The sequence below is a fragment of the Mesorhizobium sp. M0496 genome, from assembly GCF_040321205.1.
Taxonomy (GTDB): domain Bacteria; phylum Pseudomonadota; class Alphaproteobacteria; order Rhizobiales; family Rhizobiaceae; genus Mesorhizobium.
In genome coordinates, this window is record NZ_JAMYRC010000010.1 from 70029 (window position 1) to 90431 (window position 20403).

At 62.5% G+C, this 20403-nt stretch carries 19 protein-coding genes and 1 other RNA gene; 6 read left to right on the forward strand and 14 right to left on the reverse strand.

Going from position 1 to position 20403, the window contains the following annotated elements:
* Positions 1-162: 162 nt before the first annotated feature.
* From NKI73_RS12070 to ffs, 12 genes are all read right to left on the reverse strand, one after another.
* Positions 163-909, reverse strand: a complete 747-nt coding sequence (locus tag NKI73_RS12070) for an ABC transporter ATP-binding protein (protein WP_352629792.1) — start codon at positions 907-909, stop codon at positions 163-165.
* The gene (locus tag NKI73_RS12075) at positions 906-1739 is read right to left on the reverse strand and encodes an ABC transporter ATP-binding protein (protein WP_352629794.1); all 834 of its coding nucleotides are present in this window, start codon (positions 1737-1739) and stop codon (positions 906-908) included. The genes NKI73_RS12070 and NKI73_RS12075 overlap by 4 nt, the downstream gene beginning before the upstream one ends.
* Positions 1736-2662 carry a nickel transporter permease gene (gene nikC, locus NKI73_RS12080; protein WP_352629795.1) on the reverse strand — a complete coding sequence of 309 codons (927 nt, stop codon included), beginning with the start codon at positions 2660-2662 and terminating at the stop codon, positions 1736-1738. The genes NKI73_RS12075 and nikC overlap by 4 nt, the downstream gene beginning before the upstream one ends.
* Before the next feature lie 196 nt (positions 2663-2858).
* Positions 2859-3920, reverse strand: coding sequence for an ABC transporter permease (locus NKI73_RS12085; RefSeq protein ID WP_352629797.1), 1062 nt, complete (start codon positions 3918-3920; stop codon positions 2859-2861).
* A gap of 18 nt (positions 3921-3938) precedes the next feature.
* Positions 3939-5582, reverse strand: coding sequence for an ABC transporter substrate-binding protein (locus NKI73_RS12090; protein ID WP_352629800.1), 1644 nt, complete (start codon positions 5580-5582; stop codon positions 3939-3941).
* Positions 5583-5844: 262 nt separating this feature from the next.
* The gene (locus tag NKI73_RS12095) at positions 5845-7122 is read right to left on the reverse strand and encodes a lytic murein transglycosylase (RefSeq protein ID WP_352629802.1); all 1278 of its coding nucleotides are present in this window, start codon (positions 7120-7122) and stop codon (positions 5845-5847) included.
* 194 nt (positions 7123-7316) lie between these two features.
* On the reverse strand, positions 7317-7922 hold the full coding sequence (gene recR, locus NKI73_RS12100) for a recombination mediator RecR (protein ID WP_352629804.1): 606 nt from the start codon (positions 7920-7922) through the stop codon (positions 7317-7319).
* A gap of 227 nt (positions 7923-8149) precedes the next feature.
* Positions 8150-9073, reverse strand: a complete 924-nt coding sequence (locus NKI73_RS12105) for a cell wall hydrolase (protein WP_352629806.1) — start codon at positions 9071-9073, stop codon at positions 8150-8152.
* A 134-nt stretch (positions 9074-9207) separates the two neighbouring features.
* On the reverse strand, positions 9208-9615 hold the full coding sequence (locus NKI73_RS12110; RefSeq protein WP_352629961.1) for a hypothetical protein: 408 nt from the start codon (positions 9613-9615) through the stop codon (positions 9208-9210).
* Positions 9616-9639: 24 nt separating this feature from the next.
* Positions 9640-9963, reverse strand: a complete 324-nt coding sequence (locus NKI73_RS12115; RefSeq protein WP_352629808.1) for a YbaB/EbfC family nucleoid-associated protein — start codon at positions 9961-9963, stop codon at positions 9640-9642.
* Between the two features lie 31 nt (positions 9964-9994).
* Complete coding sequence (locus tag NKI73_RS12120; RefSeq protein WP_352629810.1) at positions 9995-11809, reverse strand: DNA polymerase III subunit gamma/tau; 1815 nt, start codon at positions 11807-11809, stop codon at positions 9995-9997.
* Positions 11810-11915: 106 nt separating this feature from the next.
* Positions 11916-12012, reverse strand: an RNA gene (gene ffs / locus NKI73_RS12125) — signal recognition particle sRNA small type.
* A gap of 172 nt (positions 12013-12184) precedes the next feature.
* On the opposite strand from ffs, the gene NKI73_RS12130 reads away from it, so the two are divergent.
* The 3 genes from NKI73_RS12130 to NKI73_RS12140 are packed head-to-tail and all read left to right on the forward strand — an operon-like array spanning position 12185 to position 13927.
* Positions 12185-12604 carry an HIT family protein gene (locus tag NKI73_RS12130; RefSeq protein ID WP_352629812.1) on the forward strand — a complete coding sequence of 140 codons (420 nt, stop codon included), beginning with the start codon at positions 12185-12187 and terminating at the stop codon, positions 12602-12604.
* A 41-nt stretch (positions 12605-12645) separates the two neighbouring features.
* Positions 12646-13590: an NAD(+) diphosphatase gene (gene nudC, locus NKI73_RS12135; RefSeq protein WP_352629814.1), complete on the forward strand. Its 945-nt coding sequence runs from the start codon at positions 12646-12648 to the stop codon at positions 13588-13590.
* A gap of 37 nt (positions 13591-13627) precedes the next feature.
* The gene (locus tag NKI73_RS12140) at positions 13628-13927 is read left to right on the forward strand and encodes a Dabb family protein (protein WP_352629817.1); all 300 of its coding nucleotides are present in this window, start codon (positions 13628-13630) and stop codon (positions 13925-13927) included.
* A 1-nt stretch (position 13928) separates the two neighbouring features.
* Here the strand turns inward: NKI73_RS12140 and NKI73_RS12145 are convergent, their stop codons facing one another.
* Both NKI73_RS12145 and NKI73_RS12150 read right to left on the reverse strand, forming a co-directional pair.
* Complete coding sequence (locus tag NKI73_RS12145; RefSeq protein ID WP_352629819.1) at positions 13929-14792, reverse strand: prephenate dehydratase; 864 nt, start codon at positions 14790-14792, stop codon at positions 13929-13931.
* A gap of 43 nt (positions 14793-14835) precedes the next feature.
* Positions 14836-15588 (reverse strand): 3-deoxy-manno-octulosonate cytidylyltransferase, encoded by a 753-nt coding sequence (locus NKI73_RS12150; RefSeq protein WP_352629821.1) that lies wholly within the window; start codon positions 15586-15588, stop codon positions 14836-14838.
* Positions 15589-15781: 193 nt separating this feature from the next.
* On the opposite strand from NKI73_RS12150, the gene NKI73_RS12155 reads away from it, so the two are divergent.
* From NKI73_RS12155 to NKI73_RS12165, 3 genes are all read left to right on the forward strand, one after another.
* The gene (locus tag NKI73_RS12155) at positions 15782-16480 is read left to right on the forward strand and encodes a c-type cytochrome (RefSeq protein WP_352629823.1); all 699 of its coding nucleotides are present in this window, start codon (positions 15782-15784) and stop codon (positions 16478-16480) included.
* 156 nt (positions 16481-16636) lie between these two features.
* The gene (locus NKI73_RS12160; protein WP_352629825.1) at positions 16637-18514 is read left to right on the forward strand and encodes an extracellular solute-binding protein; all 1878 of its coding nucleotides are present in this window, start codon (positions 16637-16639) and stop codon (positions 18512-18514) included.
* The gene (locus NKI73_RS12165; protein ID WP_352629826.1) at positions 18514-20382 is read left to right on the forward strand and encodes an extracellular solute-binding protein; all 1869 of its coding nucleotides are present in this window, start codon (positions 18514-18516) and stop codon (positions 20380-20382) included. Before NKI73_RS12160 ends, NKI73_RS12165 begins: the two co-directional genes overlap by 1 nt.
* Positions 20383-20403: the final 21 nt, after the last annotated feature.

Below are 20403 nucleotides of genomic sequence, written 5' to 3' on the forward strand. Positions count from 1 at the left end.
CATCTCCCCCACGAGTGGGGAGATTGGCGGCTCCAGTGCCCCGCTCCCATTGCAACGTTGGTAATTGGCGCAAGCCGCGATGACAGCCAATCTCCCCACTCGTGGGGGAGATGTCCGGCAGGACAGAGGGGGGCGTGAAGGAACGCGACGCAGAAAATTCAGCTACGCCCTCACAAACCCGTCGCTCGCTCTCAGCAGGTTGCGCGTATAGTCCTTCGAGACGCGGCGCTCGACAAGATCGTTGGCCGCCAGATTCTCCACCGCCTCGCCGCTTTGCATCACCATCAGCCGCTCGCACATATGGGTGATGATGGCGAGGTCGTGGCTGACCATCAGGAATGTCAGCTTGCGCCGCCGGCGGACTTCTTCCAGAAGGTTGAGCACTTCGGCCTGCACCGAGGCGTCGAGCGCCGAGGTCGGTTCGTCGAGCAGCAGGATCGACGGTTCGAGAATGAGCGCTCGGGCAATCGCCACACGCTGGCGCTGGCCGCCCGACAATTGATGCGAGTAGCGGAACCGAAAGCCGTTGCCGAGACCAACCTCGTCGAGCGCCCGCTGGATGCGCTTTTCGCCGTCGGCGAAGCCATGGATGGCAAGCGGCTCCTGCAGCAGCCGGTCGACGGTCTGGCGCGGGTGCAGGGAGCCGTAGGGATCCTGGAAGACCATCTGGACTTCGCGATAAAAGGCTTTGTCGCGGTGCGCGCCGAGCGTCTTGCCGTTGACGGCGATGCTGCCCGAAGCGACTGGCGCCAGACCGGCGATGGCCCGCAGCAGCGTCGATTTGCCGGAACCGGATTCGCCGACCAGGCCGAAGGATTCACCGGGCTGCACGTCGAGGCTGACGCCCTTCAGCGCGCGAAAACGGTCGAAGATCACTTCCAGCCCGTCAACGGCAATCGCTGACGTCATGCCGCCCACTCCGGCTTGCGGTCGAGCACCGGCAGCGGGTGACGGTCGGCACCTATCTTGGGCATGCAGTTGAGCAGGCCGCGCGTGTAGGGATGCTGGGCATGGCCGAGTTCCGAGGCCTTGAGCTGCTCGACCACCTTGCCAGCATACATGACGATGACGCGGTCGCAGAAGGATGAGACCAGGCGCAGATCGTGCGAGATGAAGATCAGCCCCATACCGCGCTCGCTGACCAGCCGATCAAGGATGCCGAGTACGTCGAGCTGCACGGTGACGTCGAGCGCCGAGGTCGGCTCGTCGGCAATCATCATCTCCGGCCCGGCGATCAGCATCATGGCGATCATGGCGCGCTGGCCCATGCCGCCGGACACTTCATGCGGATGCAGGTCGAACACGCGGGCCGGGTCGCGGATCTGCACCGCCTCCAGCATTGCCAGTGCGCGGTCGCGTGCCTCGGCCTTGCCGACCTTTTCATGCGTGCGCAGCGTTTCGACGATCTGGCGGCCGATGCTCATCACCGGATCGAGCGAATATTTCGGATCCTGCAGGATCATGGCGATGCGCTTTCCGCGCAGCGACCGGCGTTCGCGTGGCGAGACGCTGAGCAGGTCGATGCCGTCGAAGGAAAGCTTGTTGGCCGATATCCGGGCCTGCGGCGGCGTCAGGCCCATGATGGCACGGCCGGTCTGCGATTTGCCCGAGCCGGATTCGCCGACGATGCCGAGCCGTTCGCGGCCGAGCGAAAAGGAGACGCCGCGCACCGCCTCGATCAGCCCGGTGCGGGTCGGGAAGGTGACGCGCAGATCGTCGACATCGAGAAGCGTGCTCATTGGTCACCACTGCGGGGATCGAGCGCGTCGCGCAGGCCGTCGCCAAGCAGGTTGAAGCCGAGGCTGACGATGAGGATGGCGAAGCCCGGCGCACCGGCCACCCACCACTGATCGAGCACGAAGCGGCGACCCGACGCGATCATCGTGCCCCATTCCGGCAGCGGCGGCTGCGCGCCAAGGCCGAGGAAGCCGAGACCGGCGGCGGTCAGGATGATGCCGGCCATGTCGAGCGTCACCCTGATGATCAGCGAGGAGATGCACAACGGCATGATGTGGCGCAACACGATGCGGAAGGGCGAGGCGCCCATCAGCTGCACCGCCTTGATGTAATCGGAATTGCGCACGGTCAGTGTTTCGGCGCGCGCAATACGGGCGTAAGGCGGCCAGGAGGTGATGGCGATGGCCAGCACCGCGTTCTCGATGCCTGGCCCAAGCGCTGCGACAAAAGCCAGTGCCAGGATCAGCTTGGGGAAGGCGAGGAAAATATCGGTGATGCGCATCAGGATGGCATCGGTCCAGCCGCCGGCATAGCCGGCGACAGTGCCGACCAGCAGGCCGATCGGTGCGGCGATGATCGCAACCAGGATGACCACATAAAGCGTCCAGCGCGAGCCGTAGAGAATGCGCGAAAGGATATCGCGGCCGAGATCGTCGGTGCCAAACCAGTGCACGGCGCTCGGCGCCAGCAGACGTGCGTTCTTCAGGTCGCCGAACGTCGGCGAATAGGGCGCCAGCACGCCGGCAAAGGCGGCAACGACCAGCAAGGCGATGATGATGAGCAGGCCGAGAAACGCCAGCCGGTTGGCGGAAAAGCGTCGCCACGCCACATAGGTGCGGCCGAGCCTTGCCTGCATGCGCGAGACCGGCCGCTCGCTGAGCAGCCAGTCGCGACGAGAGAGAGGACGGGCGTCGGAGGCGGTCATGACGATGCCTCTTGGAGCTGTCGACCCCCACTCCGGTCTGCTTCGCAGACCACCTCTCCCCCGCTCGACGGGGGAGAGGAAAGGCGCCAGGCGTGCGACCGGCTTTTCCTCTCCCCCGGGCAGGAGGAGAGGTGGCCCGAAGGGCCGGAGTGGGGGTGATTGGGGGCAACTGAGCCCGAAAGTGGGATGCCTCTGCTCATCTTACCTTCGTCCTCGGATCGAGCACGCGGTAGAGCAGGTCGGAGAGCAGATTGATGGCGATGAACACCGAGCCGATGACAATGGTGCCGCCGAGCACGGCATTCATGTCGGCGTTCTGCAGCGAATTGGTGATGTAGAGACCAATGCCTGGCCACGAAAAGACAGTCTCGGTCAGCACCGAACCTTCAAGCAGGCCGGCATAGGACAGTGCGATCACCGTCACCATCGGCACGGCGGCGTTGCGCAATGCGTGGCCCCAGATGATGCGGGTTTCCGACAGGCCCTTGGCGCGCGCCGCGACGATGTATTCCTGCGACAGCTCGTTGAGCATGAACGAGCGCGTCATGCGGCTGATATAGGCGAGGGAGAAATAGCCGAGCAGCGAAGCCGGCAGGATGATGTGGCGGAAGGCATCGTAGAAGACATCCCACTGCCGCTGCCACAGGGAATCCAGCAGGTAGAAACCGGTGATCGGCGTGAAGGTGTATTCGTAGACGACGTCGAGTCGGGCCGGAAAAGCGACCCATTGCAGCTTGGCGTAGAACAAAACCAGCGCCAGCAGTCCGAGCCAGAAGATCGGCACGGAATAGCCGATCAGGCCGATGATGCGCACGATCTGGTCGATGAGACTGCCGCGCCTGACCGCCGCCAGCACGCCAAGCGGCACGCCGAACAGCGCACCGATCAACGTCCCAAGTGTCGCCAGTTCCGTCGTTGCCGGAAGCGCGCGGCGAATGTCGGTCATGACCGGGTTTGTGGTCAGCACGGAGACGCCGAAATTGCCGTTCAGGGCATTTTTCACATAGATGTAAAACTGCTCGATCAGTGGCAGGTCGAGGCCCATCTCACGGCGCGTGCGCTCGACGACATTGGCCGGCGCCCGGTCGCCGAGCACCGCCAGCACCGGGTCGATCGGGATGACACGGCCGATGAAGAAGGTCACCGCGAGCAGACCAAGATAGGTCGTGATCGCGATGACCAGGAAGCGGCCAAGCGATGATGCAATGGCGACGGCGCGGGCGCTGCCGCGCCCGCCCTGGTTTTCAATCGCGCTCATGCGGCGCGTCCGCAGACGCTACTCTTTCGAAATCGGCCCGACGAAATTGGTGTCGAAGCTCGGACCGAGCGCGAAGCCCTTGAGGTTCTTGCGCAGGCCGGCCACTTCCAGCTGCTGGTGGATGACGACGAAGGGGCTGGTGTCGAGGATCTTCTTCTCGAGATCCTTGTACATATCGGCGCGCTTGCCCGCATCTTTCTCGAGCAGCGCCGCTTCCGTCTGTTTGGTCAGGTCCGGAATGTCCCAGGCATTGCGCCAGGCCAGCGTCTTGGACTTGCCTGCATCCGAATTGTCCGGGTTCGAGGCAAAAGTCTGGGCATTGGAGTTCGGATCGAAATAGTCCTGGCCCCACTGGCCGATATAGATGTCGTGGTTGCGGGCGCGATACTTGGTCAGCGTCTGCTTGCCGTCGCCCGGAATGATCTCCAGCTTGATGCCGGCCTGTCCGAGCGTCTGCTGGATCGATTCCGCCATGCCGGTCGTCGGCTGGCCGGTGCGTACGTCCATGGTTACGCTGAAGCCGTCGGCCAGGCCGGCCTTGGCCAACAATTCCTTGGCCTTGGCGACGTCGAGCTTGAACGGATTCTCATCCAACTCGCCGAGCACGCCCTTCGGCAGGAAGGTCTGGTGGATCTCGCCGATGCCCTTGAGGATAGTCGAGCTCAGCGCGTCGTAATCGACCAGATATTTGAAGGCCTGGCGGACTTCCGGCTTGGCGAGGTTCGCGTTCTTCTGGTTGAGGCTGATGTAATAGACCGTGCCCTTCGGCGCGCTGGTGGTGGTGAGGTCGGCGTTCTTGGCGATGGCGTCGAGGTCATTCGGCTCGAGATTGCGGGCCACGTCGATGTCACCGGCTTCGAGCGCCAGGCGCTGGCCCGAGCTTTCCTTCATGTTGCGGTAGATGACGCGGGCAAGCTTGGCCTTTTCACCGTAATAATTGTCGTTGCGCTCGAGAACGACGGCTTCGTTGGCGCGCCATTCGCGCAGCTTGAAGACGCCGGAGCCGGCATAGCCGGTCTTCAGCCAGGCATTGCCGAAATCATTGTCCCATTTGTAGTCGGCGGTGGGTGCCGCGGTGACGACATGTTCCTTGACCAGCTTGGCATCGACGACCGAGGCGACCGTTGCCGACAGGCAGTTCAGCACGAAGCTCGGCGCATAGGCCTTGTCGACGGTGAACTGAAAGGTGCTGTCGTCGACCGCCTTGGCCTTTTCAGTGACGTTGTCGCCGCTGATACCGAACTGGCCGATGATGAAGGCCGGGCTCTTGTCGAGCTTGACGGCGCGCTCGAACGAATAGGCGACGTCGGCCGCGGTGATCGGATTGCCGGAGGCGAATTTGAGACCGGGCTTGAGTTTGAAGGTGTAGATCAGGCCGTCGTCGGAGACGGCCCAGCTTTCGGCAAGGTCGCCCTTGACCTTGGAGGTGTCGCTAAGGTCGAGACGGACAAGCAGATCATAGGTGTTGCCGGTGACCTCGGCGGTCGACAGCTCGAACGCCTCGCCCGGATCCATGGTGATGATGTCGTCGATCGCGAAACCTTCGACCAGCGTGTCGGCGGGCGTGACCGCACCGGCTGGAGCGCCTGCCAGAAGCAGCGCGGACATGGCTGCGCCCGCGAGCAAGACGCGGGAGCGTAGAGCAAACTTTTCCATCATCATCGTGATTGTTCCCTATTTTGTTGTTTGTTGACCTGAGTTCCCGGCTCAGGGTTGCGGAATTCTTTTCGGGCCTGGAGACGACCCCCTCTGAGCTCTTACCGTTGCGGTTTTTGTCCAGTTGGTCAACACCATATCCGGCAGCCTCGTGGCGGGCAACGAGCATTTATACGACGACTCATTGGGCCAGAAAGGCCGGCGGCCTGTCGACACCCAGGCCAGCCAATCGAGGCTGCCGATCAAGAAAAATTTGCTAATTTCGGAGCTATTTCAGCGCGGCTACCAGGCCGGCGTCGGGAAAGCAGGTTGCGGCCTGGCCACTCTTGACTTGCCACTTGCCGATCGAGCGGCGGGTCTTGAAACCGGGCAGCCCGTCGGCGCTGCCGACATCATAGCCCTTGGCTTCCAGCGCCCGCTGCAGGGCGGCGATGTCCGAACGGTGGAGCCCGCCCACCGCGCCCCAGTTGCCGGCAAAATTCTGATCGCCATGGGCAATGCGATCAGCGCCATGGCCGATGAACAGCGCGTAGAGGTCGCTGGTGTTGTATTCCTTCAGCACGTAGAAATTGGGCGTGGCGATGAAGGCCGGGCCGCTGCGCCCGGCCGGCATCAGCAGAAATCCCTCGGCCTTCAGTTCACTCGCCGGAAACGGTTTGCCGCCAACGCGCTTGATGCCCATTGCCGCCCACTCGGAGATCTTCTTGCCCTGGTCCGGACCTTCCAGCGCGCAGGAAACCGTCTCGGGCACGGTCACCTCGAAACCCCAGCCGCGGCCCTTCACCCAGCCATAGTGGACGAGGTAGTTGGCGATCGAGGCCAGGACATCCGGCGTCGAGTTCCAGATGTCGACGCGGCCGTCGCCGTCGAAATCGACGGCATGTTTCAGGAACGAGGTCGGCATGAATTGCGGCTGGCCGAGCGCCCCGGCCCAGGACGATTTCATCGCGCCGACCGGGGCCAGACCACGCTCGACGATTTCGAGTGCGGCCAAGAGTTCGGTGCGGAAGAAATCCTTCTTGGTTGACATGAACGCCTTGGTGCCCAGCACCTCGAAGGCGTCGTAGGGCATCTTCGCCGCGCCGTAGCCGGTCTCGCGGCCCCAGATCGCCAACAGCACTGCTCCCGGCACGCCGTAGCGCTTCTCGATCGCTGTAAGTGTCCCGGCATTGGTGGCTTCACGCGCGCGTCCGCCTGCCGTCACCGCGCGAACCGTCTTCTCGGCGAAATAGGCGCCGGGCGAGCCGAATTCGGCCTGGTGCTGCTTCTGCGGCGTGGTCGCCTTCTCGCCCGGTTTGACCAGGTCGGGCAGCTTCAGATTGGGCTTGATACCGTCGAAGGCGGCATCGAAGGTGTGCTTGGAAATGCCCTTCACCTTGGCTTCCGGCCAGAGGTCGTTCTGGAGCCAGACACGGAACTGGTCATCGATCTTTGCGGCGGAGGCGGGGGTGGAAAAGACGAGGAAGGCAAGCGCAGCCAGGAAAAATGGGAGACAAGACTGGCGAAGTCTGCGTTCCTTGGCGCCCCCCTCTGGCCTGCCGGCCATCTCCCCCTCAAGGAGGGAGATCGGCTGTTGTCTTTGCTTTCGCCAATCGCCGACGTTGCAGGAAGAGCGCCGCCAATGAAGCGGCCAATCTCCCCCCTTGAGGGGGAGATGTCCGGCAGGACAGAGGGGGGTGTTTGGCACCGAACTGAAAGGACGAGCAACAGTCATGACCCGCATCCTCTCCCGTAACTTTGTCAAAACGCCGTTCGCGAGCGCAGCGCCGCGGCCAGCGTGCCTTCGTCGAGATAGTCGAGTTCGCCGCCGACCGGCACGCCATGTGCCAGCCGTGTCACCTTGATGTCGAAGCCGGAGAGCTGGTCGGTGAGGAAATGCGCGGTGGTCTGGCCCTCCACCGTCGCGTTGACCGCGAGGATGATCTCCTTGACCTCGCCACCGGCGACGCGGTCGACCAGCGAGCGAATGTTGAGCTGGTCGGGGCCGATGCCGTCGAGCGGCGACAGCGTGCCGCCGAGCACGTGATAGCGCACATTCATCGCCGCCGCGCGCTCCAGCGCCCACAGGTCGGAGACGTCCTCGACGACGATGATGGTGCCCGCGTCACGGCGCGGATCGGTGCAGATCATGCAAGGGTCGGATGTATCGACATTGCCGCAGGTCGAGCAGATGCGCACCTTGTCGGCCGCTTCGGCCATGACGGCGGCGAGCGGCGACAGCAGCTGTTCCTTCTTCTTGATCAGATGAAGGGCGGCACGCCTGGCTGAACGGGGACCCAACCCCGGCACCTTGGCCAGGAGCTGGATCAGGCGTTCGATCTCGGGACCGGCGATTCGCTTGGACATCGCTCTGATCTAGAGCAATTCCAGGAAAAGTGCGAAGCGGTTTTCCCGGGAAAAGCGCGTAGAGCTTTCCCTTGGGAGTTGCGTCAAAACGAAAAGCTGGAGCGGTTCACCGTTTCCGCGAAACGGTGAACCGCTCCAGGATTTTTCAGAGCGCTTTGGAATATCCCGCATCCGCATCAGCCGCCATATTGGCTTGGTGGACCAGTGGGCGGACCATGGACCGCAGATCAGTTGGTTTCGAGCGGCCGGCCCTGGCTGACGATCATCGCGCCGATGGCGTCGGTGTTCTCAGGCGTCGACTGGAACCCCATCGACGCCTCTTGCGGCGCGCTTTGAACCGAGGAGATGACCCTTGTGTTCAAGGTTCCGCCAAAACGTGCGGCATCCGGTTCCTCCATCGGCTCCTGCATCGCCACCACCGTCGGCTCCACCGAGACGCGCGCGGATTTCGCGGGCGGCGCAGCGGCTGCGGTCACATAGGTCTGTTGGGCAGGAGCGGATCGAACGGTCGCTGGCTTGATCGGAGGTACCGGCTCGGCGGAAGCAACCATCACCGGTGCGGCTGACTTCTGGGGCGCCGCCGAGGCAATGGCGACCTGTGGCTCATCCGGCAGCGGCTGCCAGTTGCGGCCGCGCTTCTCATAGAAGGCATTGCCGCCGGCAACCATGGTGTAGTGCATGTTCTTGTAGGGGAAGCGCAGCCCGGCGGTGTGGAAAAACATCGTATTCTTCAGCTTGGACTTGCGTTCGCCCTTGAGCACGGCGTCGGCTGCTTCCTCGACATCGGGCAGCGCTCGCGAATTCATCGGCCTTGTCATGACGCCAGGCGCGAACTGCCCAGGCTCGCCCACCACTTGGCAGATGGTGCTGCCATGGTTGCCGGAGCGAAGCCGGTTCATCACCACCGTGCCGACAGCGATCATGCCGTCGCGGCTTGAGCGGTTGGATTCAAAGAACATCGCCCGCTCCAGGCATTCCTTGTCCTTCGGCGTATGGCTGTAGGCCCGGGAGCTCAGGAAACTCGGCGTGATGGCGTCGGTCAGGCTGGCGACAGACATGCCGTGTGAAGTGGTCTGGCTGCAGGCAGCCAAAAACAAGGGTGAAATGACGGCGCCGAGCAACAGCGGCGTCTTCCATCGCGTGGCAATCAACAGGTAACCCTCTCACTTCCATGCCCGCCCCCAGGCTGCGGCAAGAATGAGACACTTTCGGGCAAAAAGATGGCCAAAACGTTATTAATGAGGCGCTGTTGCCAAATTGGCACAGTTGCGTGGCTTTCAGCGGGCTAGCGCCCGGCTGCAATCACCGCCGGCTGGCCAGGTTCAAGCTCTTCGACTTTTTCCGAAAACAAGCCGCGCCGGAGGAACAGCGTCCGCGCATCCCTGGCCGTCGGCGCGATCCTTGCCGGCCAGTCGCTTTCGATGAACTCGGCCTTGGTGAAGTCCGGATTTGTCTCGCTGGCCGCCTCCAGGAACTCGGCGATCTCCAGCACGATCGCGCGCTCGTCTTTCGAAAGCGCAGATGTGCCGACCTCGATCGACGGGCGATGGACGAAGTCCTCGAACAGGTTGAAGTAACCCTTGATACCGACGAGATCGACGCCGTCGTCGCAGTCGGCGAGAATTTCCAGGATCTCGTAGATCCTGTTGCGGATACGCTGCTCGATCAATCTTTCGGTGGGCTCTTCGGTCATGTCGAACATGGGGCGCGCGGAACGCTAGAAGGGCAGTTTCATTCCCGGCGGGATCGGCAGACCGGCGGTCAGCGCCTTGGTCTTTTCCTGCATGATCTGCTCGACCTTGGTCTTGGCGTCATTGTGAGCGGCGACCACCAGGTCTTCCAGGATTTCGACATCGTCCTCCTTGAATAGGGACGGGTCGATCTTCAGCGACTTCATCTCGAATTTTCCGGTCAGCGTCACGTTGACCAGGCCACCGCCGGCCTGGCCGGACGCTTCCAGCGTGGCGATCTCGTCCTGCATGGCCTGGAACTTGGCCTGCATTTCCTTCGCCTTGCCCATCAGGCCGAGAAGATCTTTCATGGTCTGGTCCTTTGCGGATTCGTGGCTGTGGTCAGGTTTCGTCGTCGTCAGCCGGCGGCTCGACCGGCACTTCTGCCTCGGTCGTTTCGGCTTCCGGCGCGTCTGGAATGCGCACGTCGATGATCTTGGCACCGGGAAAGCGCGCCAGGATGGCGGCCACAGTCGGATCGCTCTTGGCATCGAGGAAGGCGTTCTCGCGCTTGGCCGATTCCATTTCGGCAAGCGTCTGGCCACCCTCTTCCTTCGACAGCGAGACCAGCCAGCTGCGGCCGGTCCAGGCGCGCAACTTCGTCGTCAGGTCGTTGAGCAGCATCTTGGGCGCATCGCTGGTCAGGCCGATGTCGATCCGACCGGGCTCGATACGCACGAGACGGATGCAGCTCTTGACCAGCACCTTGAAGGCGATGTCGCGCTGCGCGTCAGCCAGGGCAATGATGTCGGCCAGCGATTTCAGCGGTGCCGATTGCGTCTCCACGACCGGTTCCGGCGGAGCAACGAAGGCGGGGGCAGGCGTGGCTTCGACCAGCCGCATGGTCTGTGCGCCGCCCGACCCGGCAGGCATGCGCGCCTGCGCCACCGCGCTGGCGCCGGCGCCATTGCCGGAACCTGCGGGGGCGCCATTCGGGCGTGGCGCGCCATTTTGCACCGGCGCTGCACCCTCAAGCGATCTCAACGCCTCGTCCAGCGTCGGCAGATCGGCGGCGTGCGCCAGCCGGATCAGCACCATTTCGGCGGCACTGACCGGCCGGTTGGAGGACTGCACCTCGGGAATGCCCTTGAGCAGCATCTGCCATGTCCGCGACAGCACCCTGACCGACAGCGTCCTGGCGAAATCCGCGCCGCGCTGCCGCTCGTCCTCGGAGAGCGAGGCGTCCTCGATGGCCGTCGGCACGAAACGCAGCCGGGTGACGAGATGGTTGAACTCGGCAAGATCGGTCAGCACGGCAGCCGGATCGGCGCCGGTATCGTACTGCGCGCGGAATTCGCCAAGGGCGGCCGCCACATCGCCCTTCATGACATGTTCGAACAGGTCGACGATGCGGGCGCGGTCGGCGAGCCCCAGCATCGCCCGAACCGCATCGGCGCTGACCGAGCCGGCGCCATGCGCTATCGCCTGATCGAGGATGGAGAGCGAATCACGCGCCGAGCCTTCGGCGGCACGGGCGATCATCGCCAACGCGTCGTCGTCGACCGAAATGCCTTCCTTGGCCGAGATCGAAGCGAGATGCGCGACCAGCGCGCCGGCGTCGATGCGCCTCAAGTCAAAGCGCTGGCAGCGCGACAGGACGGTGATCGGAACCTTGCGGATTTCGGTGGTGGCGAAGATGAATTTGACATGCGGCGGCGGTTCTTCCAGCGTCTTCAACAGGCCGTTGAAGGCCTGCGTCGACAGCATGTGCACTTCGTCGATGATGTAGACCTTGTAGCGGGCCGAGACCGGCGCATAGCGCACGCGCTCGATGATGTCCCTGATATCGTCGATACCGGTGTGCGAGGCGGCATCCATCTCGATGACATCGACATGACGGCCTTCCATGATCGCCTGGCAATGTTCGCCGAGCACGGCAAGATCCACCGACGGCTGGTCGACGGTTGAAGTCTTATAGTTCAGGGCACGCGCGAGTATGCGCGCCGTCGTGGTCTTGCCGACGCCGCGCACGCCGGTCAGCATCCAGGCCTGGGCGATGCGGCCGGTGGCAAAGGCGTTGGTGAGTGTGCGCACCGTTGGCTCCTGGCCGACCAGTTCGGAGAAGTTCGAAGGACGGTACTTGCGCGCCAGCACGCGATAGGCGGCGGCCTTGCCATTCTCCAGGCTTTTTGGTCCCGAATTTCCGGCTTCGCTCATTCGCCCGTAAAGCTCCAAATGGCCCGCGCCCGAAGGCGGCCGATTCCTGCGCATAGTCTCGCCCGCGCTGCAATGCGTCGTCAATGTCGCGAGAGGAGCCGATGAGGTGGGAGGCTGGAACAATGACCCGTTCCGGGCTCGTTAGGGCTGCTTCCTTCCGGACCTGACCCGGTTGGCGAGTGGATCGTCCACCACCAACCTCCCGCTGTCCATATCGGCAATTGTGCGACGAAATGCAAGTGCGCCGAATAAATCGTAAGAATATGGAATTGGCGCACCAAACCGTGAGGGGCGCAATGATTCGCTTGCAGCCCTCTTGCCGCCGCTCTAGCGTTCCTGCGTTTGAGGAAAACAAGAAAAGCAAGGGAAACGCCGATGTTGCCGGGCCAGAAGGCCGGATTCACGCTGGACACCCGGCTGGAGGCGGACAGCGAGCAGTTGATGTGGCTTGGGCTATGCGAACTGCGCGTGATGAACGACCGCCGCTGGCCATGGCTGCTCCTGGTGCCACAGCGGCCGGGCGTGGAGGAAATCCACGACATGACGCCGCTCGACCAGGCGATGCTGACCTTCGAGACCAATATGGTGGCGCAGGCGCTGAAGAAAGCGACTGGCTGCACCAAGATCAACACCGGCGCGCTCGGCAACATCGTGCGCCAGTTGCACATCCATATCATTGCGCGTTCGGAAGGCGATCCGGGCTGGCCAGGCCCGGTGTGGGGTCACGGCCTGCGTGAGCCCTATCAACGTTCCGATCTGCGGCGGTTTGCCGAAACGATCAAGGCGGCGCTATAAGCGTCCCCCGTGTCCATCCCGCAACGTACCCCAGAGTCTCCATGAGCTTCCGCCTGTTTGACGCGCCTTTGCGCGAGCCGAGCCAGTTCGTCGGCTTTGCCGGCAACACCATCGACCGGCAGTCCGAAAACCGCGCCGACGATTCGGTCGACAAGGCGCTCGCCGACCCGGCGACGCGACTGCTTCTGATGAATGGCGGCCGGCTCTATCTGAAGCTCGGTGATGGCGGCGGTCTCGACCCCTGGTTCGGCGCCGCCGAGAGCGAGCCCTTCAAGGTTTCCCTGGCGCAAGGCATCCTGCTCGGGTTTTCCGAACAAGGACCAGTGCTGGCCGTGCTGGCCGGCATCGATGCGGAACAATTGTCAGAAACCATCAAGGCCATCGACTATCGCTCGGTCTACACGCAAGGGCTGATCGATGAGGCGGCTGCGGGCGCGATGGCGCAAGGGGCGGCCCTGCTTGCCTGGCACGCCAGCCATCGCTTCTGCAGCAAATGCGGCACCGAATCGCAGATGCGAGCCGGCGGCTACAAGCGCCATTGCCCAAATTGCGGCACAGAGCATTTTCCACGCACCGACCCGGTGGCGATCATGCTGACGGCGACGCGGGAGAAGTGCCTGCTCGGGCGCGGCCGTCATTTCGCCCCGGGCATGTACTCCGCCCTTGCCGGCTTCATCGAGCCGGGCGAGACGATCGAAGCGGCGGTGCGTCGCGAGACGCTGGAGGAAGCCGGCATCCGGCTTGGCCGTGTCGTCTACCACGCCAGCCAGCCCTGGCCGTTTCCCTATTCGCTGATGATCGGCTGCTTCGGCGAGCCGCTCAATGACGATATCCAGGCCGACCTCAACGAACTGGAGGACTGCCGCTGGTTTGCCCGCGACGAGGTGCGTTTGATGCTGACCAGGGAGCATCCCGGCAATTTGGTCACGCCACCGAAAGGCGCCATTGCGCATCACCTCATCCGCGCCTGGGTCGATTCAGAATGATGGCAGCGAACACTGAAAGACATCGCAGGAGCAGGACATGATCCGTCACACCGTCGTTTTCACACTGAAGCATCCGCCGCATTCGCTGGAGGAAAAGAGGTTCCTGGTCGACGCCAAGAAAATCCTGACCGCGATCAGGGGTGTCACGCATTTCGAGCAATTGCGGCAGATCAGCCCCAAGAACGACTATCACTTCGGCTTCTCGATGGAGTTCGCCGACCAGGCTGCCTACACCAGGTACAACGACCACCCAGACCACGTCGCCTTCGTACGCGACCGCTGGGTGCCGGAGGTCGAGACCTTCATGGAAATCGACTACGTGCCGCTGGGCTGGTGATTTAATCAGCCACCTTCCACTGTTCACGCGACTCGCTGGCCGGGTAGACGCCCAGGATCCGCACTTCGCGTGAGAAGAAGCGGAGTTCGTCCAGTGCCAGCTTGACCAGCGGATCGTCGGGGTGGCCCTCAATGTCGGCGTAAAACAGCGTCGCCGTGAAGGCGCCAAGCTGGTAGCTCTCCAGCTTGGTCATGTTGATGCCGTTGGTGGCGAAACCGCCCATCGCCTTGTAGAGCGCTGCGGGCACGTTGCGGACGCGGAAGATGAAGGTCGTCATCATCTTGACGTCGGGTGACGGGCGCTCGGCCCATTGCTTGTTCTTGGTCAGTACGACAAAGCGGGTGACGTTGCTGTCGGTGTCCTCGACATTTTGCTCGATGATGTCGAGCCCATAGAGCGTCGCGGCCAGCGCCGGCGACAGCGCCGCCATGGTGCGGTCCTTGACCTCGGAGACCATCTTGGCGGCGCCGGCCGTGTCGCCGGCGACGATCGCCTTCCAGCCGTTCTTGCGGATGTATTTGCGGCACTGGCCAAGCGCGTGAATGTGGCTGTGCACCGTCTTGATCTCTTCACGCCTGACGCCCGGCAGCACCATCAACTGGAAATGGATAGGCAGGAAATATTCGCCGACGATGTGCAGCTTCGATTCCGGCAGGAGATGATGGATATCGGCGACGCGCCCGGCGATCGTGTTCTCGATCGGGATCATGGCGAGATCGGCCTTGCCGGTCTCGACCGCGTTGAACGCATCCTCGAAGGTCGGGCACGGCAACGGCTCCATCGATGGATAGACGTTACGGGAAGCGGTGTCGGAATTGGCACCCGGCTCGCCCTGGAAGGATATTCTGTTGGTCTTTTCAGGCATGGCCAATTCTCGATTCAAGGGGTCTCAGCTTCGAAGGATTTTCTCAGTTTGCAAGGATGGTTCTGGCGCGTTCGAGGTCTTCCGGCGTGTCGACGCCAAGCGGCAGCGAGCGCACGATCTCGGCGTCGATGCGCATGCCGGCCTCCAGCGCCCGCAGCTGTTCCAGCCGCTCGCGCCGCTCCAGCGGCGACGGCTTCAGAGCGACGAAACGCTCGAGCGCGGCGCGGCGGTAAGCATAGAGGCCTACATGATGATAGAGCGGCCCCTCGCCCCAGGGCGCAGTGGCGCGAGTGAAATAGAGCGCCTTGAGCCGCATACGATGCGAACCGACGATCTCAAATTCTGGCCGTGGCGAACCGACGATCTTGACGACGTTGGGATTGGTCTTCTCCTCGTCACGGACGATCTCGACACCGAGGGTAGCGATGTCCACCGCCTCGTCCTCGAACGGCCTGAGCGAGGCGACGATGATGCCGGGATCGATGGTCGGCAGGTCGCCCTGCACATTGACGATGGTTTCGATCTTTCGCTCGGGATCGAGCGCGACCAGCGCCTCATGGATGCGGTCGGAGCCGGATTCGTGGTCCATGCGCGTCATCACGGCCTCGAAACCATGCGCGCGCACCGCTTCGGCCACGCTTTGCGTGTCGGTTGCCACCACCACCCGGCCGAGGCCAGCCTCGGCGGCGCGGCGGGCGACGTGGACGATCATCGGCGCGCCGGAAATGTCGGCCAGCGGCTTGCCCGGCAGGCGGGTCGAGGCCATGCGGGCCGGGATCAGGATCAGCGTGGACATGCGCGGTGCAGGGCATCTCAAAAGAGGACAAGGAAAGTGGCAAAAGGTCTCACTGGAAGCGCCCTTATAGGTGTTGCAACGCCGCAGCAAAAGACCTAGTTTCCGCCCGATTTGACCGCCCTGGCAGGGCGTATCACGATACCGACGGACGGAGTGGACGGTTCGGTCCGCCGGAAAAGGGAGCAAGGGGCGTATGGATTCTACCGAAGTCAACAAGCTGCTCGCCGGATTGCTCGGAACCGTTTTCGTGGTCTTCTCGGTCGGCATTGTGTCCGATGCGCTGTTTGCCTCGCCGGCGCCGGAAAAACCCGGCTTCGCCATCGAGGCCACCGAGCCCGCCGAAGGCGGCCCAGCCGCGCCTGCCGCCGAAGCCAAGCCTATCGCCGACCTGCTGGCGACCGCCAATGTCGAGCAAGGCGCTGCCGTCTTCAAGAAATGCCAGGCCTGCCATTCCGGCGAAAAGGGCGGACCCAACAAGGTCGGCCCGGATCTGTGGGATCTCATCGACCGCCCTGTCGCCGAACATGAAGGCTTTGCCTATTCGGCCGGCATGAAGGAATTTTCCAAGGGCGGCGCCGAGAAGTGGACCTACGACAACATCAACCACTTCATCACCTCGCCGAAGAAATTCGTGAAGGGCACCGCCATGGGCTTCGCCGGCCTGCCCAAGGACGAGGACCGCGCCAACGTCATCGCCTATCTGCGCACGCTGTCCGACAATCCCAAGCCGCTGCCGGCGCCAGGTGCCGCCGCCGACGCAACCGCGCCCGCCAAGCCGGCCGATGCAGCCGCTCCGGCGAAGCCGGCTGAAGGTGCAGCGCCCGCGAAACCGGCTGATGGCGTCGCGCCAGCCAAGCCGGCAGCGCCGGCCGCGCCCGCACCTGCCCAATAGCCGGATATCATCTCGACGACCTTGAAAAAGCCGGGTTCAGCCCGGCTTTTTCGTTAGGAAAGCCGCATAGGCGGCGACAAAGCCGCGCATGGCGGTTTTCACGAGCGCCAAATCATCTAGATTGTCCATGAACGGGCATTGCGAAGAGGATAGTGCATGACGGTTGGCCGAACGCTTCTCAAGTCGATGCTGGCGGCAGTCCTTCTGGCGACGGGATTGCAGGCTGCCCGCGCCGATGAATGGCGCACCACCTCATCGCTTATCGGCGAGTCCAAATACGGCGACAATTTCCAGCACTACGACTACGTCAACCCGAACGCGCCCAAGGGCGGCACGCTGAATTCGGTAGTGCCCGGCACATTCGACAGCTTCAATCCATATATCGTGCAGGGATCGCCGGCCGCCGGCCTCGTCGGGTTCGGTGGCGGCCTGCTCTACGACACGCTGATGGAGCAGGCGACCGACGAAGGCAGCACCAGCCATCCGCTGATCGCCGATGCCTACAAATATCCCGCCGACTATTCCTCGGCGACCTATCGGCTCGACCCGCGCGCCAAATGGCATGACGGCCAGCCGATCACCGTTGACGACGTGATCTGGTCGTTCCAGGTGCTCAAGGCCAACAGCCCGCAATACAGCCGCTATTTCGACAACGTCACCGATGCGGTGGCGATTTCGGACCGCGAGGTCGAGTTCCATTTCAACCAGAAGGGCAACCGCGAGCTGCCCAAGATCATCGGCGATCTCGCTGTGCTGCCAAAGCATTGGTGGGAAGGCACCGATGCCAACGGCAAGAAGCGTGACGTCACCAAGCCGACGCTGGAAATTCCGCTCGGTTCGGCCGCTTACAAGATCGCCAGCTTCAAGCCTGGCTCGGAAATCATCTGGCAACGCGTGCCGGACTACTGGGCGGCCAAACTGCCGGTGAAAATCGGCCGCGAGAATTTCGATACGCGACGCTACACCTATATCCTCGATGACAACGCTGCCTGGCTCGCCTTCACCAAGGGCGGGCTGGAGGATATCAACCGCGAATACAGCTCCCGCAAATGGGCGACGGCCTACAATTTCCCGGCATTCCAAGCCGGCGACGTCATCAAAAAGGACTTCCAGACCAAGGCGCCGCAACCGATGCAAGGCTTCGCCCTCAATCAGCGGCGGCCGCTGTTCCAGGACAGGCTGGTGCGTGAGGCGCTGACCATCCCATTCGATTTCGAGAGCATGAATCGCACGCTGTTCTTCGGCTTCAACACCCGCACATCAAGCTATTTCCAGGGCACCGAACTGGCGTCGAGCGGATTGCCGCAAGGCAAGGAATTGGAGATCCTGGAAAAATACCGCGACAAGCTGCCGCCCGAACTTTTCACCCAGGAATTCAAGCTACCGGTTTACGATTCGCCGCAAGCGGAACGGAAGTACCTGAAACAGGCGGTCGATCTTTTCGCCAAGGCGGGCTGGGTGATCAAGGGCGGCAAAATGGTCAATGCAAAGACCGGGGCACCGTTCAAGTTCGAGATCCTCGGCTGGAACGACACCGACCAAGTGATCGCCAGCCCCTACATCGCCAATTTGCGCAAGATCGGTGTCGACGCCACTTTGCGCATCATCGACCAGACGCAGTACATCAACCGCGTCAACAATTTCGATTTCGATGTCGTCACCGGGATTCTGCAACAATCGGAATCGCCCGGAAACGAGCAACGCGATTTCTGGAGTTCGAAAGCCGCCGACTCGCCCGGCTCGCGCAATCTGATGGGCATCAAGGATCCTATCGTCGACGCGCTGGTCGACCGCATCATCTTTGCCACCGATCGCGACGACCTCGTCGCCGCCACGCACGCGCTCGACCGCATCCTGCTGTGGAACTTCTATGTCGTGCCGCAATATTACCGTTCCGCGGTCTGGCTGGCCTACTGGAACAAGTTCGGTTTTCCAGACAAGCAGCCCGCCTATGTCGGCGCCGATATCGATTCCTGGTGGATCATTCCTGACAAGGAAAAGGCGCTGGCAGCCAAGTACAAGGGCGGCAATTGATGGCAGTCCTGCCCCGCCGCGATTTTCTCGCCCTCGGCGCGGCTGCCGCAGCCACGACCCTGTTGCCCGGCAAAGCCTTCGCCGAAATTGCGACCGGCACCAAGCTGCATGGCCTGTCGGCCTTCGGCGACCTCAAATACAAGCCTGACTTCACGCATTTCGACTATGTCAATCCGGATGCCCCAAAGGGCGGCCAGATGAATTTCGCACCGCCGAATTCGACCCTCAATCAGAGCTTTCTGACCTTCAACACATTGAATTCGCTGGTGTTGAAGGGGGACGCACCGCCGCGCACCGAACTCTGTTTCGATTCGCTGATGACAAGCGCGCTCGATGAGCCGGATGCGGTCTATGGCCTGCTTGCAGAGTCCGTTACCCTGTCACAAGACCGCAACGGCTTCCGCTTCGTGCTTCGACCGCAAGCGCGTTTCCACGACGGTTCGCCGCTGACCGCCGAGGACGTTGCCTTCGCGTTGAAGCTTTACAAAGAGCAAGGCCATCCGAACCTTTCCCAGGCGTTGCGGTATATGGCGGAAGCGGTCGCGGTCGATCCCGCCACTCTCGACCTGACCTTCAATGGCGAACAGTCGGCGCAAAACATACTAGTGGTCGTGGCAATGCCGATCGTCTCCAAGGCCTTTTACACGGCCAATGATTTCGATGCCTCGACGATGACGCCACCGCTTGGATCGGGACCCTACAAGATAGGGCGCGTGGCGGCCGGACAGACTGTCGAATATGACCGCGTGGCCGACTATTGGGGCCGTGACCTCCCAGTGAACCGGGGGCTCTACAATTTCGACCGCATCCGCATCGACTTCTATCTTGATCGGCAAGCGGCATTCGAAGCCTTCAAGAAAGGCGACACGCATTTTCGTGAGGAATTCACCGCGCGGGTGTGGGCAACCGGATACGACTTTCCGGCGCTGAAGGAGGGCAGGGTTCTCAAACGGGAATTTCCGGGCGAGAAGACGCCGGACATGCAGGCTGTCGCGCTGAACCAGCGTCGTCCGCAATTCCGCGACGAGCGGGTGCGGCGGGCAATCGCCAGATGCTTCGATTTCGAATGGATGAAGCGGGCGCTGTTTTACGGCTCTTACGAGCGCGCTCAATCGAACTTCGAACGGTCGGATTACAAGGCCGAAGGCCTGCCCTCGCCCGCAGAATTGGCCCTGCTGGAACCGTTTCGGGCCGAATTGCCGCCAGAGGTCTTTGGCGAAGCGGTGACGCAGCCTGCCTCCGACGGTTCGGGCCATGACCGCAAGCTGCTGGGCGAAGCTTCGAGATTGCTTGCGCAAGCCGGCTGGAAGCGCGCGGGCAGTTTCGTCGTCAACGACAAGGGTGAGCGGCTGCGGGTCGAAATGCTGGCGGAGGATGACGGCATCGTTCGCATCTATACCCCATGGTCCGAGAATATGAAGGCGATCGGGATCGACGCATCGATCCGGCAAATCGATTCGGCACAGTATGAACAGCGGCACAGTGATTACGACTTCGATCTTGCCCTGCTGCACTGGTCGATCGGGGCGACGCCAACCGACGACGGCCTGGAGATGCTCTATGATTCCCGGATGGCGAAAACGCCGGGGCAGCGCAACTATCCCGGTACGGAGAGCAAGGCCATCGACGCGTTGATCGTGGCAGCCGGCAAGGCGAAAAGCCGTACAGAACTGGTCACCGCGCTCAGAGCGCTCGACCGGGTCTTGCGCGCGCGGCTGGACTGGATTCCAACATACTATCTGGCGAATCACCGCGTCGCCTATTGGGACATGTTCGGCTTTCTCGAACAGAAGCCCGATTTCGGCTTTCCGGCCGAGACGCTGTGGTGGTTCGATAAGGGCAAGGCGGCAAAAATTGGCAAAGGCTGAGATGTTCGCTCAAGCAGGGCA

Excerpts from the sequence above, each read along its gene's own strand:
- NKI73_RS12070 (WP_352629792.1), bottom strand. The coding sequence starts at position 909 with ATGACGTCAGCGATTGCCGTTGACGGGCTGGAAGTGATCTTCGACCGT.
- NKI73_RS12075 (WP_352629794.1), bottom strand. The coding sequence starts at position 1,739 with ATGAGCACGCTTCTCGATGTCGACGATCTGCGCGTCACCTTCCCGACC.
- nikC (WP_352629795.1), bottom strand. The coding sequence starts at position 2,662 with ATGACCGCCTCCGACGCCCGTCCTCTCTCTCGTCGCGACTGGCTGCTC.
- NKI73_RS12085 (WP_352629797.1), bottom strand. The coding sequence starts at position 3,920 with ATGAGCGCGATTGAAAACCAGGGCGGGCGCGGCAGCGCCCGCGCCGTC.
- NKI73_RS12090 (WP_352629800.1), bottom strand. The coding sequence starts at position 5,582 with ATGATGATGGAAAAGTTTGCTCTACGCTCCCGCGTCTTGCTCGCGGGC.
- NKI73_RS12095 (WP_352629802.1), bottom strand. The coding sequence starts at position 7,122 with ATGGCCGGCAGGCCAGAGGGGGGCGCCAAGGAACGCAGACTTCGCCAG.
- recR (WP_352629804.1), bottom strand. The coding sequence starts at position 7,922 with ATGTCCAAGCGAATCGCCGGTCCCGAGATCGAACGCCTGATCCAGCTC.
- NKI73_RS12110 (WP_352629961.1), bottom strand. The coding sequence starts at position 9,615 with ATGACCGAAGAGCCCACCGAAAGATTGATCGAGCAGCGTATCCGCAAC.
- NKI73_RS12115 (WP_352629808.1), bottom strand. The coding sequence starts at position 9,963 with ATGAAAGATCTTCTCGGCCTGATGGGCAAGGCGAAGGAAATGCAGGCC.
- NKI73_RS12120 (WP_352629810.1), bottom strand. The coding sequence starts at position 11,809 with ATGAGCGAAGCCGGAAATTCGGGACCAAAAAGCCTGGAGAATGGCAAG.
- NKI73_RS12130 (WP_352629812.1), top strand. The coding sequence starts at position 12,185 with ATGTTGCCGGGCCAGAAGGCCGGATTCACGCTGGACACCCGGCTGGAG.
- nudC (WP_352629814.1), top strand. The coding sequence starts at position 12,646 with ATGAGCTTCCGCCTGTTTGACGCGCCTTTGCGCGAGCCGAGCCAGTTC.
- NKI73_RS12140 (WP_352629817.1), top strand. The coding sequence starts at position 13,628 with ATGATCCGTCACACCGTCGTTTTCACACTGAAGCATCCGCCGCATTCG.
- NKI73_RS12145 (WP_352629819.1), bottom strand. The coding sequence starts at position 14,792 with ATGCCTGAAAAGACCAACAGAATATCCTTCCAGGGCGAGCCGGGTGCC.
- NKI73_RS12150 (WP_352629821.1), bottom strand. The coding sequence starts at position 15,588 with ATGTCCACGCTGATCCTGATCCCGGCCCGCATGGCCTCGACCCGCCTG.
- NKI73_RS12155 (WP_352629823.1), top strand. The coding sequence starts at position 15,782 with ATGGATTCTACCGAAGTCAACAAGCTGCTCGCCGGATTGCTCGGAACC.
- NKI73_RS12160 (WP_352629825.1), top strand. The coding sequence starts at position 16,637 with ATGACGGTTGGCCGAACGCTTCTCAAGTCGATGCTGGCGGCAGTCCTT.
- NKI73_RS12165 (WP_352629826.1), top strand. The coding sequence starts at position 18,514 with ATGGCAGTCCTGCCCCGCCGCGATTTTCTCGCCCTCGGCGCGGCTGCC.